A 20,178-nucleotide genomic window follows, 5' to 3' on the forward strand; every position below is an offset into this window, starting at 1 on the left:
AAGAGGTTCGCCGCGGCGCCTCTTTTCCCTTCTCCCCTCGGGGAGAAGGTGGCCCGAAGGGTCGGATGAGGGGGCCGCTGGCTGAAACTTTCAATGCGCCAGCGACTTGATCGCCGGATAAAGCGCGCGGTAACGCGTATAGGCATCCTCGTAAGCGCCGCTCAGCGCCGACACCGGCTCGATCGTGCCTGAGGTGACCGGCGGCGTGCAGACGGCGATCGGATCGCCCCCCGTTGCCGCGATCAGGCCGAGGCGGGCGGCACCGAAGGCCGCGCCGAAATCGCCATCGGCCGGCAGGTCGACCGGAACGCCGAGCGCCGTGGCGATCGACGCCAGCCAGTAATGCGAGCGCGAGCCGCCGCCGATTGCGGTGACACGGGAGATGCCGGTGCCGGCCGAGCGCAGCGCTTCGAGATTGTCGCGGATGGCAAAGGCCACACCTTCGAGCACCGCCTGGGTGAGAACGACACGGCTGCTTTCATGTTCGAGGCCGATGAAGGCGCCGCGGATGACGGCATCATTGTGCGGCGTACGCTCGCCGGACAGATAAGGCAGGAAGGTGACGCCGGTCGGCGCCTTCAGCGTCTCGCCGAGCTCACCGGTGAGATCGGCAGCCGACTTGCCGGTGACCCCGGAATGCCAGTTGAGCGCATCGGTGGCCGACAGGATGACGCCCATCTGGTGCCAGGTGTTCGGCAGTGCGTGGCAGAAAGCATGCACAGCGCTTTCCGGCTTCGGCAGATAGGTGCCGTTGGCGGCAAAAAGCACGCCCGACGTGCCGAGCGAGACGAAGGCGGCGCCATCGCTGACGGTCCCCATGCCGCAGGCCGATGCGGCATTGTCGCCGGCGCCGCCCGCAACGACGACATCACCTGATATGCCCCATTGCGCCGCCAGTTCGGGCCGCAGCGTACCGGCCTGCTCGGTGCCTTCGACAAGCGCCGGCATCTGCTCCTTGGAAAGATGGGTGGCGGCGAGCAGATCGGCCGACCAGGCGCGTTTGCCGGTGTCGAGCCAGGAGGTGCCGGCCGAATCCGACATTTCGGAAATATAATCGCCGGTCAGCCAAAGACGCAGATAGTCCTTCGGCAGGAGCACCTTGGCGATCCTGGAGAAAATGTCGGGCTCATGCTTCTCGACCCAAGCGAGCTTCGGCGCCGTAAAGCCGGGGAAGACGATATTGCCGGTGAGGGCGCGAAAGCGCGGATCCGCATCGAGGGCCGCAGCCTCGACATGGCTGCGCGTGTCGTTCCAGAGGATGCAGGGGCGCAGCACCTTGTCGGCGGCATCGATGAGCGTCGCGCCATGCATCTGGCCGGAAAGGCCGATGCCCTTGACCGCGGCAAGCTCCTTCGGGTGTTTCGCCTTTAGTCCGGCGACGGCCTCTTCGGTGGCACGCACCCAATGGGACGGCTCCTGCTCCGACCAGCCGGAATGCGGACGCGAGACGTCGAGCGAACCATTGGCCGAGCCGACGATCTTCTGATCGCCGTCGATCAGCATCGCCTTGACACCGGAGGTTCCGAGATCGAGACCGAGATACATGAGGTCTTCTCCTTTGCCGTTACGGCAGATTGTCTTTCACGAATATGTCGAGGCGGATGCGCTCCTGCGCGTCGATGACGGCAAGCCCGTCCGCCTTGGCTTTCAATATGCGGATGGCGCTGCGCACCTCATGGCCAGCGTCCTGATTGAGGATCGCATCGATCGTGTTGTCGATGAGCGCCGCGCGGGTGTAGGCGGTCAGTTCGTGGGCAATCACGGTCAATGTCCGGTCGACGGCCTTCTCCTTCAGTGCCCGGATGAGGCCGCGATTGCCGGCGCCGAGGCTGTAGACGCCGACGATGCCGGCATTCCCGAGCGCATCGGCAACGAGCCTATGGGCGACTTCGGGATCGTCGCGGCCTTCGAGAACCGGCAGGACGGCAAGATCGGGAAATTCCGCGGCCATGACGGAGGCAAAGCCTTCCAGCCGCTCGCGATGGTCGCGCACCAGCATGGAACCAGCGAGCACGGCGATCTCGCCCTTTCGCGGCCCGAGAAAGCGGCCGAGCAGACGCGCCGCCGTGCGGCCGGCCGCGATATTGTCGACACCGGCATAATGATGACGCAGCGACCCGGTGAGATCGGAAACTAGGGTGACGATGGGAAAGCGCTCGCGCACCAGCTTGTCGACGACGGCGCGCACTTCAGGCGCATCGGTCGCCACCATCGCAATGCCGCAAGGTCTTTCCCGGGAAAGCCCCTCGAGCACGGCGACGAGGGCGGCCGGATCGAAGGCCGGCACCTCGATAATGCGGATATCGGTGCGCTCGGCCGGCGAGCGCAGGACCGCCTGCCGGATCTCGGCATTCAGCCCATGCATGAAGGAATTGTCGCTCGCCGGCAGGATGAAGACCAGCGGATAGGTGCGCCCCTTGGCAAGATTGGCGGCAGCCACGTCTCTGATATAACCGAGCTCGCGGATAGCGGTCTCGACCTTCGCCCGCGTGACATGGCGTACGCCTGGGCGCTGGTTGAGAACCCGGTCTACTGTCGCAAGACTGACCCCGGCAGCGGCGGCGATATCGTGAACTGTTGGCCTCATCATTCCTCCTGACGAGACCATTAGCGCCAAATTTGATGTACGTAAATCAAAAAATCGAACGGGCCGATTGGCGCACTGTTTTTCTGACACCGGTCCGCTTCGGACCGTCCCACAGAGGATTAGATGCTGATGACATAGCGGCCGGAAAGCGGCAAGCAAAAAGGCCCTCCGGAGAGGGCCTTTTCAAGGGGCGGCAGGCCGGAGGTCAGTGGCCGCCACCGCCTCCCCCGCCTTGCGGCGCGGGTTTCTTGATCATGGCGACACCGAAGATCATCGCAACGAAAAGCGCGGTCAGGATCAGGAAGATATCGCTGAAGGAGAGGATCACCGCCTGCTTGGTGGCAAGGCCGACCATCTGCTTGATCGCGACCGAGGCGCCATCCATGCCGTATCTGTTGAAATTGGCGGCCATGTTGTTCATCTGATCGATGGCCGCCGGATTGCCCCAGTCCATATTCTCCCGCAGCCGCTCGTAATGCACGTCCTGGCGGTTGGTGAGCACGGTGTTGATGACGGCGAGGCCGACGGCGCCGCCGAGGTTTCTGGTCAGGTTGAACAGGCCGGACGCGCCGCGGATGCGCGAGGGCGGCATCGTGCCGAGCGCGATATTGTTGATCGGCACCATGCACATCATCAGCCCGAAACCGCGCAGGATCTGCGGAATGAAGAGCTCGTAGAAATCCCAATCCGCCGTCAGGTGGATCATGATGTATGTGCCGGCGGCGAAGCTGGCGAAACCGATCACCATCATCAGGCGCAGGTCCATCTTGGTCGACAGCTTGCCGGCGATCGGCGCGGTGAAGAACATCGCAAGCCCGGAGACGAACATCGTCTCGCCGATCATCAGCGAATCATAGCCGCGGATGCGACCGAGATAGACGGGGTAGATGTAGGTGAGGCCGTAGAGGCCGATGCCCATGACAAAGGAGAAGATCGAGCCGAAGGAGAAATTCCGGTTCGCAAAGGCCTTGAGATCGACGACGGGGAACTCCACCGTGAAGGCGCGATAGAAGAAGACGATTGCTCCAACGCAGGAGGCTACGGCGGCAATCGCGATGGAACTGTCGTTGAACCAGTCGTTCGAATTGCCCTCTTCGAGCACATATTCCATCGTACCGAGGAAGATGCCCATCGAAATCAGTCCCCACCAGTCGAACTTCTTGAAGAGCGACAGTTCCGGCTTGTCGAAATCGATGAAGTTCCAGGTGACGATCGTAACGACGATGCCGGGAACGATATTGACGAGGAACAGCCAGTGCCAGGAGAAGGCGTGGCTGAGATAGCCGCCGACGGTCGGGCCAATGGTCGGCGCGAGCGTCGCGATCAGGCCGATGATCGGCGAAACGATGCTGCGCTTCGACGCCGGGAAGATGGTGAAGGCGGCCGCGAACACCGACGGGATCATGCCGCCGCCGATAAAACCCTGAATGGCGCGGTAGACGATCATCTGGTCGATATTCGTCGCCGTGGCGGCGAGCGCGCTCGCCATGGTGAAACCGGCGGCCGAGATCGCAAAGAGATACCGCGTCGAGATGATGCGCGCCAGCGTGCCCGAAAGCGGGATCATGATCACTTCGGCGATCAGATAGGCCGTCTGGACCCAGCCGACTTCGTCGCTGCCCGCCGAAAGGCCGGCCTGGATTTCGGCAAGCGAGGCCGAGACGATCTGGATGTCGAGGATCGACATGAACATGCCGAGCACCATCGCAAAGAAGGCGATGAGCTTCCTCGGATCCATGCGCTCGTCGGCGTGGGCGGGCGCTGCCGGAATCGTCCCCGCTGTTGCTGTCGCGCTTCCGGCCATCGGAGAACCTCGGTCTTGTCTAAAGGCTTACTTGCTCGGCGCCGTGCGGGTATCGACGTCGACGACGACGCTGAGGCCCGCCCGCAGGCGCCCGCTGTCGAGCGCGTCCTGCGGCAGCGCGATGCGCACCGGCACGCGCTGGATCACCTTGGTGAAGTTGCCCGTGGCATTTTCCGGCGGCAGCAGCGAGAAGACCGAGCCGGATGCCGGCGAGATCGATTCGACGGTGCCGACGACAGGATGGTCGCTATAGGCGTCGACATGGACGTTGACCTTCGAGCCGGGAACCAGATGCTGGATCTGCGTTTCCTTGAAGTTGGCGTCGATATAGAGCTCATGCACCGGAACGAGCGCCATCAGCCGCTGGCCGGGCGAAACGAGATCGCCTTCCTGGACCGAGCGATTGCCGACGATGCCGTCATAAGGCGCCTTGAGCACGGTGAAAGAGAGGTCGCGGGCGGCCTTGTCGCGCGAGATTTCCAGCGACCGGACCGAGCCTTCGGCCTCCTTGCGCTGGGCCTGGAGAATGGTGATGTTGGCCTGCGCGGCGGTGATGTTGGCGTCGCCGCCGGCAAGATTGGCCTTGGCCTGGTCGAGCGCGATATTGGCATTGTCGAGATCGGCGGCGGTGCCGACCGACTTCGCCTGCAACTCGCTCTGGCGCTTCTGGGTAATCTCGGCACCGCGAACGGCCGCTTCGAGTGCCACCTTCTGCGCCTGCGCCTGCGCAAGGCTGGCATCGGCGCCTTCGATCTGCGCGTCGATGCGCTGCAGCGAAAGCAGTTCGGTGGCGATCTGGGCCTGCGCCTGATCGAGGGCGTTCTGATAGTCGCCGTTATCAAGCGTGGCGAGCACGTCGCCGGCTTTGATTTCCTGATTGGCGACCACATTCACCCTAGCGACGTAGCCCGTGACCTTCGGCGAAATCGTTGCGATATCGCCCTCGATATAGGCGTCGTCGGTCGACACCATGAAGCGGCCGTTCGTCCACCATTCGTAACCATACCAGCCGCCGCCCGCGAGAATGGCGAGCACGACGATCGGCAGCACCGGGCTGCGGCGCTTCTTCGGAGCTGCAGGTGCAGCGACCGGAGCTGAAGCCGGCGCTGACTGCGCAGGCGCAGACGGCTTCTCGCGGGCTTCCGCCGTCGGCGCCTCGGCAACGCTTGCGACTTCGGCCTTTACCTCTTCGGCTCCGGCATTTTCGCTGACGATCCGCGCGACGTTGCTTTTCTGGTTGCTCGACATGACCACTTTACCGATCTTGGAGTAAATAATCGAACTGAACGGTTCGGTTCAGTTGACTTAAACCTGTTTTACCGTCATATCAAGATGTATAGAACCAATCGGTTCGATTTCTTTAAAGAAAATACGAAACCGTGAACACGGTTAAAGAGACATGACGCTGAAACCCGACCACGCCGCCGTCTTCAGTCCCCCCGTCGGAGGAGGCCGATTTGCCGCGGGCGAAGATCCGGCCAAGCGCCAGCAGATTCTCGCCGGCGCCAAGCGCGTCTTCATGAAGTTGGGCTTCGACGCCGCCAGCATGAACGACGTGACGCGCGAGGCCGGCGTTTCCAAGGGCACGCTCTACGTCTATTTCACCAATAAGGAAGAATTGTTTTCGGCGATGATCGAGGACGAGCGCGCCGCCTTCGTGGCCGCCGTGCGCACCGCCCTAGCCGAACATGACGATCCTGAAGCCGGCCTGTACGAATTCGGGATAAGCTTCGTCACCCACATGACCGACGAAAAGGTCATCAATGCGATGCGCACCGTTCTCGGCGTGCGCGACCGCATGCCGGTGCTCTGTCAACGCTTCTTCAAGGGCCCGGTAAACCTGCGCACCATCATGCGCGACTTCCTCGAACGGCACGTCGCCGAAGGCACGCTCAAGATCGACGAGATCGATCTGGCCGCCGGCCAGTTCCTCGATCTCGCCAGCGGCAGCTTCTTCAAGCTCCGCCTGTTCGGAAGCATGGAAGAGCCCCCGTCCCGCGAGGAAATCGACCGCGTCATCCGCGGCGCGATCCACGTCTTCATGGCCGCCTACGGCGCGCGCCGGCACGGCGCCGGCTGACTGCATCCTTGACGGTCGCTTCCCTTCGGCCGAAACTCCGCAACAACGATCAAACCCGGCTGCCGACTTTTTTCTAAGGAAGAAGCCGCAACCAGGGGAGTAGGAATGAGCGCCATCGCACGGGCGATATGGTTCATAGAGAGCCATTTCGAAAGCGATCTGTCGCTGGAAGAGATATCGGAAGCAGCCGGATTGTCGCGCTACCATCTGTCGCGCGTCTTCGGGCTGGTCACCGGCCACTCGATCAGCGGCTATATCAGAGGGCGGCGCCTCAGCCGCGCCGTGCCCGCGCTTGTCGGCGGTTCATCCACCATTCTCGAGGTTGCGCTTTGTGCGGGCTACGGCTCACACGAAGCCTTCACCCGTGCCTTCCGCGACCAGTTCGGCATGACGCCGGATGCTGTGCGCAAACAGGGGCACGCCCGTAACCTTGCCTTGCTGGAGCCGATCAGAATGGACCCCGCCCACCTCAACGACCTCGAACCGCCCCGCTTCGAAACCCTGCCGCCGATGCTCTTAGCCGGCCTGCAGGAGATCTATCCCTATGGCGGCAATGCCGCCATTCCCTCTCTCTGGCAGAAGTTCAATGCCCATTTCGGCCATATATCAGGCCAGAAAGGCAACGTCGCCTACGGCATCTGCACGCATATCGACGGCGAAGCGGAGAAATTCCGCTATATGGCCGCGGTCGAGATCTCCGACGCCGGTGATCTGCCGGCGGATTTTGCAACGCTCAAGCTTCCAGGGCAGCGCTACGTCGTCTTCACCCATCGCGGCCATGTCTCCGGCATTTCCGTGACCATGAACCGGATTTTCGGCACATGGTGGCCGACCTCCGGCCTGGAACACGGCGCCTTGCCCGACATGTTCGAGCGTTACGACGAACGCTTCGATCCCCATACCGGCATGGGCGTCACCGAAATCTGGTTGCCGATCAAGGAATAAAAGTCACACCAATTTCGTATACCCCCTTGCGGCGCTTGCGTGGCAGGCCGCCGACACTACATTGCGCGCGTCATCCAATCATGTGACGCAAGAGGGATATACGCTGATGCAGGAAATCATGACGCTCATTCAGGATCCGGCCGCCTGGGTGGCGCTCATCACGCTGGTGGTGATGGAAGTCGTTCTCGGGATCGACAACCTGATCTTCATTTCCATTCTCACCAACAAATTGCCGCCCGAGCACCGGGAGAAGGCCCGCAAGATCGGTATCGGTCTGGCGCTGGTCATGCGCCTGGCTCTTCTCGGCACCGTCGCCTGGATCGTGCAGTTGACCGAGCCGCTGTTTGAGGCCTTCGGCCACGGCTTTTCCTGGAAGGACCTGATCCTGATCGCCGGCGGCTTGTTCCTCGTCTGGAAAGCCACCAAGGAAATTCACCACACCGTCGATCCTGTAGACCATCAGGAGGATTTCATCGCGACATCCGTCACGACGGGTTTTGCATCGGCGATCGGCCAGATCCTGCTGCTCGACCTCGTCTTCTCGGTCGACAGCATCATCACCGCCGTCGGCATGACGCCGCATCTGCCGATCATGGTGATTGCCGTCATCGCCGCCGTCACCGTCATGCTGGTTGCCGCCAACCCGCTTGCCAACTTCATCGAGAAGAACCCGACGATCGTCATGCTGGCGCTCGCCTTCCTGCTGATGATCGGCACGACGCTGATCGCCGAAGGCATGGGCTTCCATGTGCCGAAGGGCTACATCTACGCCGCCATGGCCTTCTCGGCAGCGGTCGAAGTGCTGAACATGATCGCGCGCAACGCCCGCAACCGGAAACGCGACGGCGCCCACTGAGACTGAAGCGGGACAGCGCGTCGCAACCGGCGCGCCGTCCCGCTCACCGCCCTCGGGCCTTTGCAGACGTGGTTTTTCTTGACGCGCCCGGTTGAATATGGCCTAAGGCCAGCCGAACGGACGATCGGCGGATAGTGCGGGCGCATGCCCTTTTTCGGCCGGTTTGCCGATGAAGATATCTGCATCCTCCGGCCGAACGTCGCTTTCCCTGGAAAGCCGTCCGGCGTTCATTGACGGGCCATACCAATGACAACTTCCGGCGTCCGCGTCCGCATCGCTCCCTCGCCGACCGGCGAGCCGCATGTCGGCACCGCTTACATCGCTCTCTTCAACTACCTTTTCGCCAAGAAGCACGGCGGCGAGTTCATCCTGCGCATCGAGGATACCGACGCGACGCGCTCGACCCCGGAATTCGAGACCAAGGTGTTGGACGCCCTGAAATGGTGCGGGCTGGAATGGAAGGAAGGCCCCGATATCGGCGGTCCTTACGGCCCCTATCGCCAGTCCGACCGCAAGCCGATGTACCAGCCTTACGCTGAGGAGTTGCTGGACAAGGGCCATGCCTTCCGCTGTTTCTGCACGCCCGCGCGCCTCGAACAGATGCGCGAGGCGCAGCGCGCCGCCGGCAAGCCGCCGAAATATGACGGCCTCTGCCTCAGCCTGACGGCCGAGGAAGTAACCTCGCGTATGGCAGCCGGCGAGACGACCGTCATCCGCATGAAGATCCCGGCTGAGGGCTCCTGCGACTTCACCGACGGCGTCTACGGCGACGTCTCCATCCCCTGGGATTCCGTCGACATGCAGGTGCTGATCAAGGCCGACGGCATGCCGACCTATCACATGGCCAACGTCATCGACGACCATCTGATGAAGATCACCCATGTGGCGCGCGGCGAGGAATGGCTGGCTTCGGTGCCGAAGCACATCCTGCTCTATCGCTATTTCGGCTGGGACCAGCCGGTCTTCATGCATCTGTCGCTGATGCGCAATGCCGATAAGTCGAAGCTGTCGAAGCGCAAGAACCCGACCTCGATCTCCTATTATTCCGCGCTCGGCTATATCCCGGAAGCGCTGATGAACTTCCTCGGCCTGTTCTTCATCCAGATCGCCGAGGGTGAAGAGCTGCTCGATATCGACGCGCTCTCCGAGAAGTTCGACCCCGAGAACCTCTCCAAGGCCGGCGCGATCTTCGATATCCAGAAGCTCGACTGGCTGAACGGCCGCTGGATCCGCGAGAAACTGTCGGAAGAGGAGTTCCAGGCGCGGGTGCTGAGCTGGGCCATGGAAAACGACCGCCTGAAGGCCGGTCTGCGCCTGTCGCAGACGCGCATTTCAAAGCTCGGCGAACTGCCCGATCTCGCCGGCTTCCTGCTGAAGTCCGATCTCGGCCTGCAGCCTTCCGACTTCGCCAAGATCAAGTCGCCGCCGGAGGAGATCCTCGAGATCCTCAACACGGTGCAGCCGGATCTGGAAAAGATCCTGGAATGGAATGTCGAGACGATCGAGGCGGAGCTGCGCGCGATCGCCGACCGCATGGGCAAGAAGCTGAAGGTCGTGGTCTCGCCGCTCTTCGTCGCCGTATCAGGCTCGTCGCGTTCGCTGCCGCTCTTCGATTCCATGGCGATCCTCGGCCGCTCCGTCGTGCGCCAGCGCCTGAAGCTCGCAGCCCAAGCCGTCGCCGCCCTCGTCGGCTCGAAGTAAGAACAGTCAGAGGATTTCGACAGTGGCTGACAACAAGACCGAAAACACACTTTCCTCCGACGCGACTGAGGTGCGCGCCCAGAAGCTGAAGCTGCTGCGCGAGCAGATCGGCGACGTCTACCCGGCGCATTTCCACCGGACGATGACCAATACCGAACTTAGCGCCAGGTACGAATCTCTGGAACCGGACGTCGAGACGCAGGACATCGTCACCGTCGCCGGCCGCGTTTATTCCTCGCGCAACTCCGGCATGTTCATGGACATCCACGACGCCGGCGGCAAGATCCAGATCTTCAGCCATAAGGATACGACGCCGGAAGAGGCCCGCGCCCTGCTGCCGATGATCGACATCGGCGACATCATCGGCATCACCGGCATCGTGCGCCGCACCAAGCGCGGCGAGCTGACGATCAACGCGCAGAAGATCGAGATGCTGACCAAGTCACTGCTGCCGATGCCCGAGAAGTGGCACGGCCTCTCCGACATCGAGCTGCGCTATCGCAAGCGCCATCTCGACATCTTGACCAATGAGGATTCGAAGCTTCGTTTCCAGCAGCGCTCGAAGATCGTTTCCGGCATCCGCCGCTTCATGGAAAATGACGGCTTCATGGAAGTCGAGACGCCGATGCTGCAATCGATCTATGGCGGCGCCACCGCCGAGCCGTTCAAGACGCATCACAATACGCTGAAGCTCGACATGTATCTGCGCATCGCGCCGGAACTGTTCCTGAAGCGCACGCTGGTCTCCGGCCTCACCGACAAGGTCTTCGAGATCAACCGGAACTTCCGCAACGAAGGCGTCTCCACCCGGCACAATCCCGAATTTACGATGATGGAGTGTTATTGGGCCTATGCCGATTACGAGGACATGATGGATCTCGTCGAGCGGCTGTTCGAGACCCTGGCGCTCTCCATTCATGGCACCACCGAATTCGATTTCGGCGACAAGCGCCTGTCCTTCAAGGGGCCGTTCAAGCGCGTGCCGATGCCCGATGCCGTCAAGGAAGTGACCGGCATCGACTTCCTCGCCATCAAGACCGACGAGGAAGCACGCACTGCTGCCAAGGCTGCCGGCTTCGCGGTCGAGAAGGACTGGACCTGGGGCGAATGCCTTGCCTTCATCTTCGAGGAGAAGGTCGAATCGACGCTGATCCAGCCATCTCACGTCACGCATTTTCCGAAGGACATCTCGCCCTTCGCCAAGGAAGTGCCGGGCGAACCGCGGCTCGTCGAGCGTTTCGAGACCTATTGCAACGCCTGGGAACTCGGCAACGCCTTCTCGGAGCTCAACGATCCCGAAGAGCAGCGTCGCCGCATGGTCGAGCAGCTCGAACAGGCGCATGCCCGCGGCGAAAAGGAAAAGCAGCTGGACGAGGAATTCCTCGACGCGATCGACCAGGGCATGCCGCCCGCCGGCGGCCTCGGCATCGGCGTCGACCGCCTCATCATGCTGCTGACCAACGCCCCGTCGATCCGCGACGTCATCCTCTTCCCGGCCCGCCGCAACAAGGCCGATTGACGGGAATAAAACGTCACCAACATAAGCGGAATGCCGGCCGGTCCTGCCCCAGATGTGGAATACTTTCTGCAGCAAATAGCTGTCGCGAGACTCCAACTGAGTTTCGCGACAAGCCATCCTCGGGGGACGGTGGCACCGGCCTACAGTGGCTTTCGGAAGAAGACGACGCGCTGTGTCTCCTCAAATCCTAAAGCGGCATGGAGCGCATGGCTGGCTGAATTCTCAAGCCGCGCGTCAGAGCCAAACTCAACACAGCCAAGCGACTTCCCCCAATCGGCAACGGCATTGCAAAGCAATCGTGCGATACCCTTTCGCCTGTCAGCGGGCCGAACATAAATACCTTCGAGGAATAGAACGGGCGAGCTGCTGCATCCATTCACATAATCATGTCGCAAAGTGGCCTCAGCAAACCCGACAGCTTCATTCGCAGCATTTCGGGCGATGAACGCGATGGCTTCTCCACTTTGTGAAAGAAACGCCCGGCCCAACTCAGCGCGATGATATTCAAGCGAGCGATGCGGCCACAGCTCAACGCGAAGCTGCGCCCATGGCTCAACATCTTTTATGGTCGCAATCTCAATAATCGATTCCATATTGCGGTCCCCCTCTTGTCGCAAAAAGCTCAATTGAAGCGACAGTTTTGCGGCAGGTGAGTGCGCAAAATTCTTCAGCAAGTAAACCGCCCCAAACACCTATGCGACAAGGGGATTGGGCACCAGTATCTGCTTGGATGCCACATTTCGGTTAGGGGCTGGGCCGGCCGGCGCTCCGTTTTGTATGCCGTTTGTTCAGTGGGTCTTTGGCGCTTCCGCCGGCGGCTCTTCGGCCGGTGCCTCGGCCACCGCATCGGCGCCGGCGCCCTCGGCGGCAGGCGCCGCTTCGCTTTCGGGCTCGGCAGCCGGCGCTGCGCCATGGGTGCCGCCTGCGGACTTCTTTTCCTTGCCCTTTGCCGCGTTGGTCGTCGAGCCGACCGCGACCGGATCGACGCAATCCTCGGGATCCTTGAAACCGGCGCTGATCATGGCGATCTCATCCACCGGCAGATCGATCCGCTCGCCGAAGAACAGCCCGTTTTCGCTGGCCCTGCCGTCATAGTAGCGCGCCGTATAGGACTTGTCGTCGAGGCCGGGAACGGTTTTGTCGGGATGCGGGATATAGACGACATCGGCGCCGATCGCCCGGCCGCGAATGTCGGCGCGCAATGTCGGGCCGTTCTCGTCGAGCACCACCACCTGGACCAGATCCGGCTTCTGCGCCGCATAAACGGCCTGGGCGACACGAAGCGCGGTCCTGACGCGCGTCATCCCGTCGGTCGGTTCGGTCTTGATGTATTTGCGCACCCAGATGTGGTTCTGCTTGCGGATCGTCACCAGATTGACGTCGCTGCATTCGAGCCCGGAGCCACCACCAGCGGCACTCATCAGCCTGTCCTTGCCGACATAAACGGCCGCGCCGCCGGAAACGCCCGCCAGAAGAGCGACTCCACCGATGATGATTGCCAATTTCCGGGAAGGCCGGAACATGCGCAGTAAGGCCTTCACGCCAACTGCTCCGCCATCTGAAACTCCAACGCAGGACAAGTGCTGATAATGTTAGGGAAATGACGTTTCCGAAAGTTTAAGTGGGCGCGCGAAGCCCGCGCCATTTTGAGAAAAGACCAAAAAAGGTCCGCATTTTCCAGCCGCTTGCCATGGCCTGTTGCGCCATGCTCTAAACGCTGATGGCCTTCACGCTTCGCCAGGTTCAATATTTTGTCGCCGTCGCCGAACAGGGGTCGGTAACGCGCGCCGCACAGAACCTGTCGATCTCCCAATCCTCGGTGACGGAGGCGCTGAAAGAGCTTGAAACCGACCTCGGCGTTGCGCTCTTCGAGCGCCATCCGCGCGGCCTGACCATCACCCATAACGGCCACCAGTTCCTGCGTCACGCGACGAAGATCCTGGCCTCCGTCTCCGATGCGCGCACCAGCTTCTCCGGCCAGCAAAGCGCGCTTTCCGGCACGCTGAACATCGGCGTCACCTCGCTCGTCGCCGGCTACGTGCTCTCCGACCTCCTGGCGCGATACCGGCGCGCCTGCCCGGGCATCGAGGTCAGCGCCATTGAGGACAATGGCGGTTATCTCGAACATCTCCTGGTCGGCGGCGAACTCGACGTCGCCGTCATGGTGATCTCGAACCTGCGCGACCGCATGGCGCTGCAAGCCGAGATCCTCGAAACCTCACCCTATCGCCTCTGGCTGCCGATGGGCCATCCGCTGGTGTCGGCCGACATCATCTCGGTCGCCGACATCGCCCGCGAACCGCTGATCATGCTGACGGTCGACGAAATCGAGGAGAATACCGGCAAACTGCTCTCGGCCCTCGGCGCCCGCCCGCATGTCGCCTTCCGCACCCGCTCGGTGGAAGCGGTGCGCAGCCTGGTGGCCACAGGCGCCGGCGTGGCGCTGCTGCCCGATCTCGTCTACCGCCCGTGGTCGCTCGAAGGCGACCGGATCGAAAGCCGCGACGTCTCCGGATCGTTGCCGGTCGTCCAGGTCGGCATGGTCTGGCGCAAGGGCTCCAGCCTGCCGCAGGCGGCCCGCGATTTCGTCGGTATCGCCGAAAGCCTGCGCTCCGGCCGCGTCAGATGATATCGGAATTTCCGATAACGCCTTTCTGATAAATGAATTTGCGAAAGCGACCTTTTCGGATCACCTTTTCCTTCGGGAACAAACCGCCACGGAAAGTGGCATCAGACCGGGAGACGGATGATGACGCATCTCTTGAAATCCTGCACGGCAGCGCTCGCCTGCCTGAGCTTCGCGACGCAGGTGATTGCCGCCGAACCGCTGAAGGCGCTCGGCAAGGGCGAAGGAGCGGTCAGCATCGTCGCCTGGGCCGGCTATATCGAACGCGGCGAAACCGACAAGAACTACGACTGGGTCACCGATTTCGAAAAGGAGACCGGCTGCAAGGTTTCCGTCAAGACCGCCGCCACCTCGGATGAAATGGTCTCGCTGATGAACGAGGGCGGCTTCGATCTCGTCACGGCGTCGGGCGACGCCTCGCTCCGACTCATCGCCGGCAAGCGTGTCCAGCCGATCAACACCGATCTGATCCCGAGCTTCAAGACCGTCGACGAACGCCTGCAGAAAGGCCCATGGTATACGGTCGGCGACGTGCACTACGGCGTGCCCTATCTCTGGGGCCCGAATGTGCTGATGTACAATACCGACGCCTTCAAGGACAAGGCGCCGACCAGCTGGAGGGTCGTCTTCGAGGAGGAGACCCTGCCGGACGGCAAGTCGAACAAGGGCCGCGTCCAGGCCTATGACGGCGCGATCTATATCGCCGACGCCGCCCTGTATCTAATGGCCCACAAGCCGGATCTCGGCATCAAGGACCCCTACGAACTGACCGAGGACCAGTACAAGGCCGCCCTCGACCTGTTGCGCGGCCAGCGCAAGCTCGTCTCCCGCTACTGGCACGACGCGATGATCCAGATCGACGACTTCAAGAACGAAGGCGTCGTGGCCTCCGGCTCCTGGCCGTTCCAGGTCAACCTGCTGCAGGCCGACAAGCAGAAGATCGCCTCCACCTTCCCGGAGGAAGGCGTCACCGGCTGGGCCGACACCACCATGCTGCACGCCGACAGCGAACATCCGAGCTGCGCCTATATGTGGATGGAACATTCGCTGCAGGCCAAGGTCCAGGGCGACGCCGCCGCCTGGTTCGGCGCCGTGCCCTCCGTTCCCGCCGCCTGCAAGGGCAACGAACTGATGGGCGATGCCGGCTGCGCCACCAACGGCTTCGATCACTTCGACAAGATCAAGTTCTGGAAGACCCCAGTCGCCAAATGCACGACGCAGAGCGAATGCGTGCCCTATCATCGCTGGGTGTCGGATTATATCGGCGTGATCGGCGGGCGGTGAGCCGACTCGCTTCGTAGGGTAAAAATCCCCTCCCCAACCCCTCCCCACAAGGGGGAGGGGCTATAGGTGGCACCGCCTCACTCCTCACTGAACGCCGAATTCTTCGCGAGGGTGCGGCAGGGTAAGCCCCTCCCCCTTGTGGAGAGGGGTTTGGGGCGGGGTCTTTTTTAAGACCGCACTGAAGCCCTCTCAGAACATGAAAGACCCGGAGCTCCAATGACGTCAGCCGTCCGTTTCCAGCAGGTATCGCGCCATTTCGGCCAGGTTCGCGCCGTCGACGGCGTCGACCTCGAGATCGCGCCTGGCGAATTCTTCGCCATGCTCGGTCCGTCCGGCTCCGGCAAGACGACGTGCCTGAGGCTGATCGCCGGCTTCGAGCAGCCGAGCGCCGGCCATATCCAGATCTTCGGCGAGACGGCAGACGGCGTTCCGCCTTATCGGCGCAACGTCAACACCGTGTTCCAGGACTACGCGCTCTTCCCGCATTTGAACATCCTCGACAATGTCGCCTACGGGCTGATGGTCAAGGGCGTCGGCAAGGCGGAGCGGATGAAGGCTGCGGGCGATGCGCTCGAACTCGTCAAGCTGCCGGGTTACGGCGCCCGCCGTCCCGGTCAGTTGTCCGGCGGCCAGCGGCAGCGCGTGGCGCTCGCCCGCGCCCTCGTCAACAAGCCGAAGGTATTGCTGCTCGACGAGCCGCTCGGCGCCCTCGACCTGAAGCTGCGCGAGCAGATGCAGGAGGAATTGAAGAGCCTGCAGCGCGCGCTCGGCATCACCTTCGTCTTCGTCACCCACGATCAGGGCGAGGCGTTGTCGATGGCCGATCGTGTTGCCGTCTTCAACAATGGCAACATCGTCCAGGAGGGCACGCCGCAGGATATTTACCGCCGCCCGAAGACCCGTTTCGTCGCCGATTTCGTCGGCTCCTCGAATGTGATCGCGCCTGAACTGATGGCCGCGCTCGGCGGCGAGAAACGCTGGGCGAGCCTGCGCCCCGAAGCGATCCGCCTGGCAGGCGACGGCGTCGAAGCAACAATCGAAAATGCAAGCTTCCTCGGTGCTGCCACCCGTCTCAGCGTCGATCTCCGGGGCAGCCGGCTGCATGTCATGCTGCCGGCGGGCGCGCCGGTGCCTGACCTCGGTGCCGGTATCCGCCTCGCCTGGCAGCCGGCTGATATCCACTACATGGACGATGCGGCATGACGACGCTCACCCTGTCCAGCGGCAAGACATCGATCCGTCCGGGGCGCGGCGGGTTCTTCGGCCGGCTGTCGGATACGTTCTGGCGGCACCCGAAGCTCTTGCTCTTTCTGATGCTGACGCCGCCGCTGCTCTGGCTCGGCATCATCTATATCGGCTCGCTGATCGCCCTCTTGCTGCAGAGCTTCTTCTCGATCGACGATTTTTCCGGCCTGGTGAATTACGAATTCACCCTTGCGACCTACGCCCAGCTGCTGAGCCCGACGAATTTCGACATCATCATCCGCACCGTCGTCATGGCCGCGCTGGTCACGGTGGCTTCCGCGCTGATCGCCTTTCCGATCGCCTATTACGCGGCGCGTTATGCGCAGGGCAAATGGAAGGCGCTCTTCTACCTCGGCGTCATGCTGCCGCTCTGGTCGAGCTATCTCGTCAAGATCTACGCCTGGAAGCTGATCCTCGCCAAGGAAGGCATTCTCACCTGGATTTTCGCAAAGCTCCATCTCGCCTGGCTGCTCGACGGCATCCTCAATCTGCCCGTCGTCGGCGGCAATTCGCTGTCGGTGAGCTATCTCGGCACCTTCATCGTCTTCGTCTATATCTGGCTGCCCTATATGATCCTGCCGACCCAGGCGGCCCTCGAGCGGGTGCCCGGCAATTTGATCGAGGCCTCGGCCGATCTCGGCGCGACGCCGCGCCAGACCTTCCGCAGCGTGCTGTTGCCTTTGGCGCTGCCCGGCATCGTCGCCGGTTCGATCTTCACCTTCTCGCTGACCTTGGGCGATTACATCATCCCGCAGATCATCGGTTCGTCGAGGCTCTTCATCGGCCAGGCCGTCTATGCCCAGCAGGGAACCGCCGGCAACGTGCCGCTCGCCGCCGCCTTCTCCGTCGTGCCGATCGTCATCATGGCGCTTTATCTGTCGCTCGCCAAAAAGCTGGGGGCCTTCGATGCGCTCTGACCTCAAGAGATCGCCGCTGCCCTTGAAGATCGCCGCCGCCGGCGGGTTGCTCTTCCTGCACCTGCCGATCCTGCTGATCTTCGTCTATGCCTTCACGACGGAGGAAAAGAGCTATCAATGGCCGCCGCCGGGCCTGACGCTGCAATGGTTCACCGTCGCCTGGAACCGGCCGGATGTCTGGTCGGCGCTCGGTCTTTCCGTCCAGGTCGCCGTCATTGCCACGGCGATCGCGCTCGTCCTCGGCACACTCTGCGCGGCGGCCGTCAGCCAGACGAAGTTCTTCGGCCGCGAGGCGATCTCGCTGCTGGTCATCCTGCCGATCGCGCTTCCCGGCATCATCACCGGCATTGCGCTGCGCTCCGCCTTCAGTCTGTTCGACGTCCCGTTCTCAGTCTGGACCATCGTGCTCGGCCACGCCACCTTCTGCGTAGTCGTCGTCTACAACAATGCGGTCGCCCGCTTCCGCCGCACCTCCGGCTCGCTGATCGAGGCGTCGATGGACCTCGGCGCCGATGGCTTCCAGACCTTCCGCCATATCATCCTGCCGAACATCGGCACCGCCCTTCTCGCCGGCGGCATGCTGGCTTTCGCGCTTTCCTTTGACGAGGTCATCGTCACCACCTTCACCGGCGGTCAGCAATCAACCTTGCCGATCTGGATGCTCGAAGAACTCATCCGCCCGCGCCAGCGCCCGGTCACCAATGTGGTCGCCATGGTGGTGGTGCTCGTCACTTTCCTGCCGATCCTGGCAGCCTACTACCTCACCCGCGACGGCGACCAGATTGCCGGCGCCGGCAAATAACAGGGAGAACATCATGGATACCCAGATGCTGATCGGTTCGCGCTTCGAAAAGGGCACGGAGACGGAAGAGCACATCCTGAACCCGAAGACCGGCGAGACGGTGATAGACCTTCCCGAAGCCTCGCTGTCCCAGGTCGACGCCGCCGTGGATGCCGCCGAAAAAGCTTTCAAGAACTGGTCGCAGACGACGCCGGGCGAGCGCTCCGGTTACCTGCTGAAGATCGCTGACGCCATCGAGAAGGATGCCGCCGGCTTCGCCACGCTCGAGGCTTTGAATTGCGGCAAGCCGATCAATGCAGTGCTGAACGACGAAATCCCGGCGATTGTCGATTGTTATCGCTTCTTCGCTGGCGCCGTGCGCAACCTGCACGCACCGGCCGCCGGCGAATATCTGCCCGGCCACACCTCGATGATCCGCCGCGATCCGATCGGCATCGTCGGCTCGATTGCGCCGTGGAACTATCCGCTGATGATGATGGCCTGGAAGCTGGCGCCGGCGATCGCCGGCGGCAATACCGTCGTCTTCAAGCCCTCGGAGCAGACGCCGCTGACGTCGTTGAAGATGGCGAGGCTGCTCTCCGAAATCCTGCCCGAAGGCGTCGTCAACGTCATTCTCGGCCGCGGCGAAAGCGTCGGCAACGCGTTGATCAACCATGCCAAGATCGGTATGGTCTCGATCACCGGCGATATCGCCACCGGCAAGAAGGTGCTGCAGGCCGCCGCCAAGACGGTCAAGCGCACCCACCTGGAACTCGGCGGCAAGGCCCCGGTCATCGTCTTCGACGACGCCGATATCGATGCCGTCGTGTCGGGCATCCGCACTTTCGGCTATTACAATGCCGGCCAGGACTGCACCGCCGCCTGCCGCATCTATGCAGACGCCAGGGTCTACGACAATTTCGTCGCCGATCTCTCCTCGGCCGTGGCAAGCATCCGCTTCAACCAGGCCGACGACACAGAAAACGAGATCGGCCCGCTGATCTCCAGGCGCCAGCGCGACCGCGTCGAAAGCTTCGTCGCCCGCGCTTCCGAACACAAGCACATGGAAATCACCACCGGCGGCAAGGTCGCCGGCGAAAAGGGCTTCTTCTTCACGCCGACCGTGATTGCTGGCGCCCTGCAGGACGACGAGATCGTCCGCCGCGAGGTCTTCGGCCCGGTCGTCTCGGTCACCCGCTTTTCCCAAGCTGACGATGCCATTGCCTGGGCAAATGACAGCGATTACGGCCTGGCCTCTTCGGTCTGGACCAAGGATATCGGCCGCGGCATGAAGACGGCCGCCCAGCTGCAATATGGCTGCACCTGGATCAACACGCATTTCATGCTGGCCAACGAAATGCCGCATGGCGGTGTCAAACAATCGGGCTACGGCAAGGACATGTCGGTCTATGCGCTCGAAGATTACACCGCCGTGCGCCACGTGATGATCAATCACGGCTGAGCGGCGAGAAAGATCGAATCCGGAGCGGTTCAGGCCAAGTTTCAGCGCCTTCATATTCGCTTGGGCGGCGGCGGTGGCGATCTCATCGCATGCGATCGGGAACAATTTCGCGGCTGCCGCGTCTTCCAGCAAACGCAAAGGATGATGCCATGCTGAAATGGGCTCTGATATTTTTCGTGATTGCAATCATCGCCGGCTTCTTCGGCTTTTCCGGCGTCTCTGCAGCCACTGCGACCATCGCCCGCGTTCTCTTCGGCATTGCGCTGGTGATCTTCCTGATCTTCCTCGTCCTTGCGCTGATGGCAGGACAAGCGATCTTGTGAGCAGTTGCTTCTGCCAGAGGGTGAGATCGGCGGGGAGCGCTAGCCGCG

The 20,178-nt window shown here is 62.3% G+C and carries 18 protein-coding genes; 12 read left to right on the forward strand and 6 right to left on the reverse strand.

Translation table 11 applies throughout. The features are described 5' to 3' along the window. Positions 1–90: 90 nt before the first annotated feature. From xylB to AF337_RS28445, 4 genes are all read right to left on the reverse strand, one after another. Entirely contained in the window at positions 91–1,545 is a 1,455-nt protein-coding gene (gene xylB / locus AF337_RS28430) for a xylulokinase (protein ID WP_049734781.1), read from the reverse strand. Positions 1,546–1,564: 19 nt separating this feature from the next. Continuing rightward, entirely contained in the window at positions 1,565–2,587 is a 1,023-nt protein-coding gene (locus AF337_RS28435) for a LacI family DNA-binding transcriptional regulator (protein WP_049734782.1), read from the reverse strand. Between the two features lie 205 nt (positions 2,588–2,792). Beyond that, positions 2,793–4,391: a DHA2 family efflux MFS transporter permease subunit gene (locus AF337_RS28440; protein ID WP_049734783.1), complete on the reverse strand. Its 1,599-nt coding sequence runs from the start codon at positions 4,389–4,391 to the stop codon at positions 2,793–2,795. A 27-nt stretch (positions 4,392–4,418) separates the two neighbouring features. Then, positions 4,419–5,639 (reverse strand): HlyD family secretion protein, encoded by a 1,221-nt coding sequence (locus AF337_RS28445; protein WP_049734784.1) that lies wholly within the window; start codon positions 5,637–5,639, stop codon positions 4,419–4,421. 151 nt (positions 5,640–5,790) lie between these two features. On the opposite strand from AF337_RS28445, the gene AF337_RS28450 reads away from it, so the two are divergent. The 5 genes from AF337_RS28450 (at position 5,791) to lysS (ending at position 11,492) form a co-directional block, all read left to right on the forward strand. Then, positions 5,791–6,471 carry a TetR/AcrR family transcriptional regulator gene (locus tag AF337_RS28450; protein ID WP_049734785.1) on the forward strand — a complete coding sequence of 227 codons (681 nt, stop codon included), beginning with the start codon at positions 5,791–5,793 and terminating at the stop codon, positions 6,469–6,471. 105 nt (positions 6,472–6,576) lie between these two features. Then, positions 6,577–7,416, forward strand: coding sequence for an AraC family transcriptional regulator (locus tag AF337_RS28455; RefSeq protein WP_049734786.1), 840 nt, complete (start codon positions 6,577–6,579; stop codon positions 7,414–7,416). A gap of 106 nt (positions 7,417–7,522) precedes the next feature. Beyond that, the gene (locus AF337_RS28460) at positions 7,523–8,272 is read left to right on the forward strand and encodes a TerC family protein (RefSeq protein ID WP_049734787.1); all 750 of its coding nucleotides are present in this window, start codon (positions 7,523–7,525) and stop codon (positions 8,270–8,272) included. A gap of 246 nt (positions 8,273–8,518) precedes the next feature. Next, on the forward strand, positions 8,519–9,973 hold the full coding sequence (gene gltX, locus AF337_RS28465; RefSeq protein WP_049734788.1) for a glutamate--tRNA ligase: 1,455 nt from the start codon (positions 8,519–8,521) through the stop codon (positions 9,971–9,973). A 22-nt stretch (positions 9,974–9,995) separates the two neighbouring features. Next, positions 9,996–11,492, forward strand: coding sequence for a lysine--tRNA ligase (gene lysS, locus AF337_RS28470; protein WP_049734789.1), 1,497 nt, complete (start codon positions 9,996–9,998; stop codon positions 11,490–11,492). A gap of 140 nt (positions 11,493–11,632) precedes the next feature. Here lysS and aac(6') read toward each other — a convergent pair whose 3' ends face one another. Then, a complete protein-coding gene (gene aac(6'), locus AF337_RS28475) occupies positions 11,633–12,076 on the reverse strand; it encodes an aminoglycoside 6'-N-acetyltransferase (RefSeq protein WP_425287903.1) in 444 nt (147 codons plus the stop codon). 204 nt (positions 12,077–12,280) lie between these two features. Continuing rightward, positions 12,281–13,033: a hypothetical protein gene (locus tag AF337_RS28480; protein WP_049734790.1), complete on the reverse strand. Its 753-nt coding sequence runs from the start codon at positions 13,031–13,033 to the stop codon at positions 12,281–12,283. A 179-nt stretch (positions 13,034–13,212) separates the two neighbouring features. Here AF337_RS28480 and AF337_RS28485 point away from each other — a divergent pair, with 179 nt between their 5' ends. The 7 genes from AF337_RS28485 (at position 13,213) to AF337_RS40955 (ending at position 20,130) form a co-directional block, all read left to right on the forward strand. Next, positions 13,213–14,121: a LysR family transcriptional regulator gene (locus tag AF337_RS28485; RefSeq protein WP_049734791.1), complete on the forward strand. Its 909-nt coding sequence runs from the start codon at positions 13,213–13,215 to the stop codon at positions 14,119–14,121. A 120-nt stretch (positions 14,122–14,241) separates the two neighbouring features. Continuing rightward, positions 14,242–15,402, forward strand: coding sequence for an ABC transporter substrate-binding protein (locus tag AF337_RS28490; RefSeq protein WP_049734862.1), 1,161 nt, complete (start codon positions 14,242–14,244; stop codon positions 15,400–15,402). 216 nt (positions 15,403–15,618) lie between these two features. After that, on the forward strand, positions 15,619–16,605 hold the full coding sequence (locus AF337_RS28495) for an ABC transporter ATP-binding protein (protein ID WP_049734792.1): 987 nt from the start codon (positions 15,619–15,621) through the stop codon (positions 16,603–16,605). After that, positions 16,602–17,564 (forward strand): ABC transporter permease, encoded by a 963-nt coding sequence (locus AF337_RS28500; protein WP_049734793.1) that lies wholly within the window; start codon positions 16,602–16,604, stop codon positions 17,562–17,564. The genes AF337_RS28495 and AF337_RS28500 overlap by 4 nt, the downstream gene beginning before the upstream one ends. Then, a complete protein-coding gene (locus tag AF337_RS28505) occupies positions 17,554–18,366 on the forward strand; it encodes an ABC transporter permease (RefSeq protein WP_049734794.1) in 813 nt (270 codons plus the stop codon). The genes AF337_RS28500 and AF337_RS28505 overlap by 11 nt, the downstream gene beginning before the upstream one ends. A gap of 13 nt (positions 18,367–18,379) precedes the next feature. Next, positions 18,380–19,807: a gamma-aminobutyraldehyde dehydrogenase gene (locus AF337_RS28510; protein WP_049734795.1), complete on the forward strand. Its 1,428-nt coding sequence runs from the start codon at positions 18,380–18,382 to the stop codon at positions 19,805–19,807. A gap of 149 nt (positions 19,808–19,956) precedes the next feature. Then, complete coding sequence (locus AF337_RS40955) at positions 19,957–20,130, forward strand: DUF1328 domain-containing protein (protein ID WP_082336879.1); 174 nt, start codon at positions 19,957–19,959, stop codon at positions 20,128–20,130. Positions 20,131–20,178: the final 48 nt, after the last annotated feature.

It is taken from the genome of Rhizobium ecuadorense (assembly GCF_001187535.1).
GTDB lineage: Bacteria > Pseudomonadota > Alphaproteobacteria > Rhizobiales > Rhizobiaceae > Rhizobium > Rhizobium ecuadorense.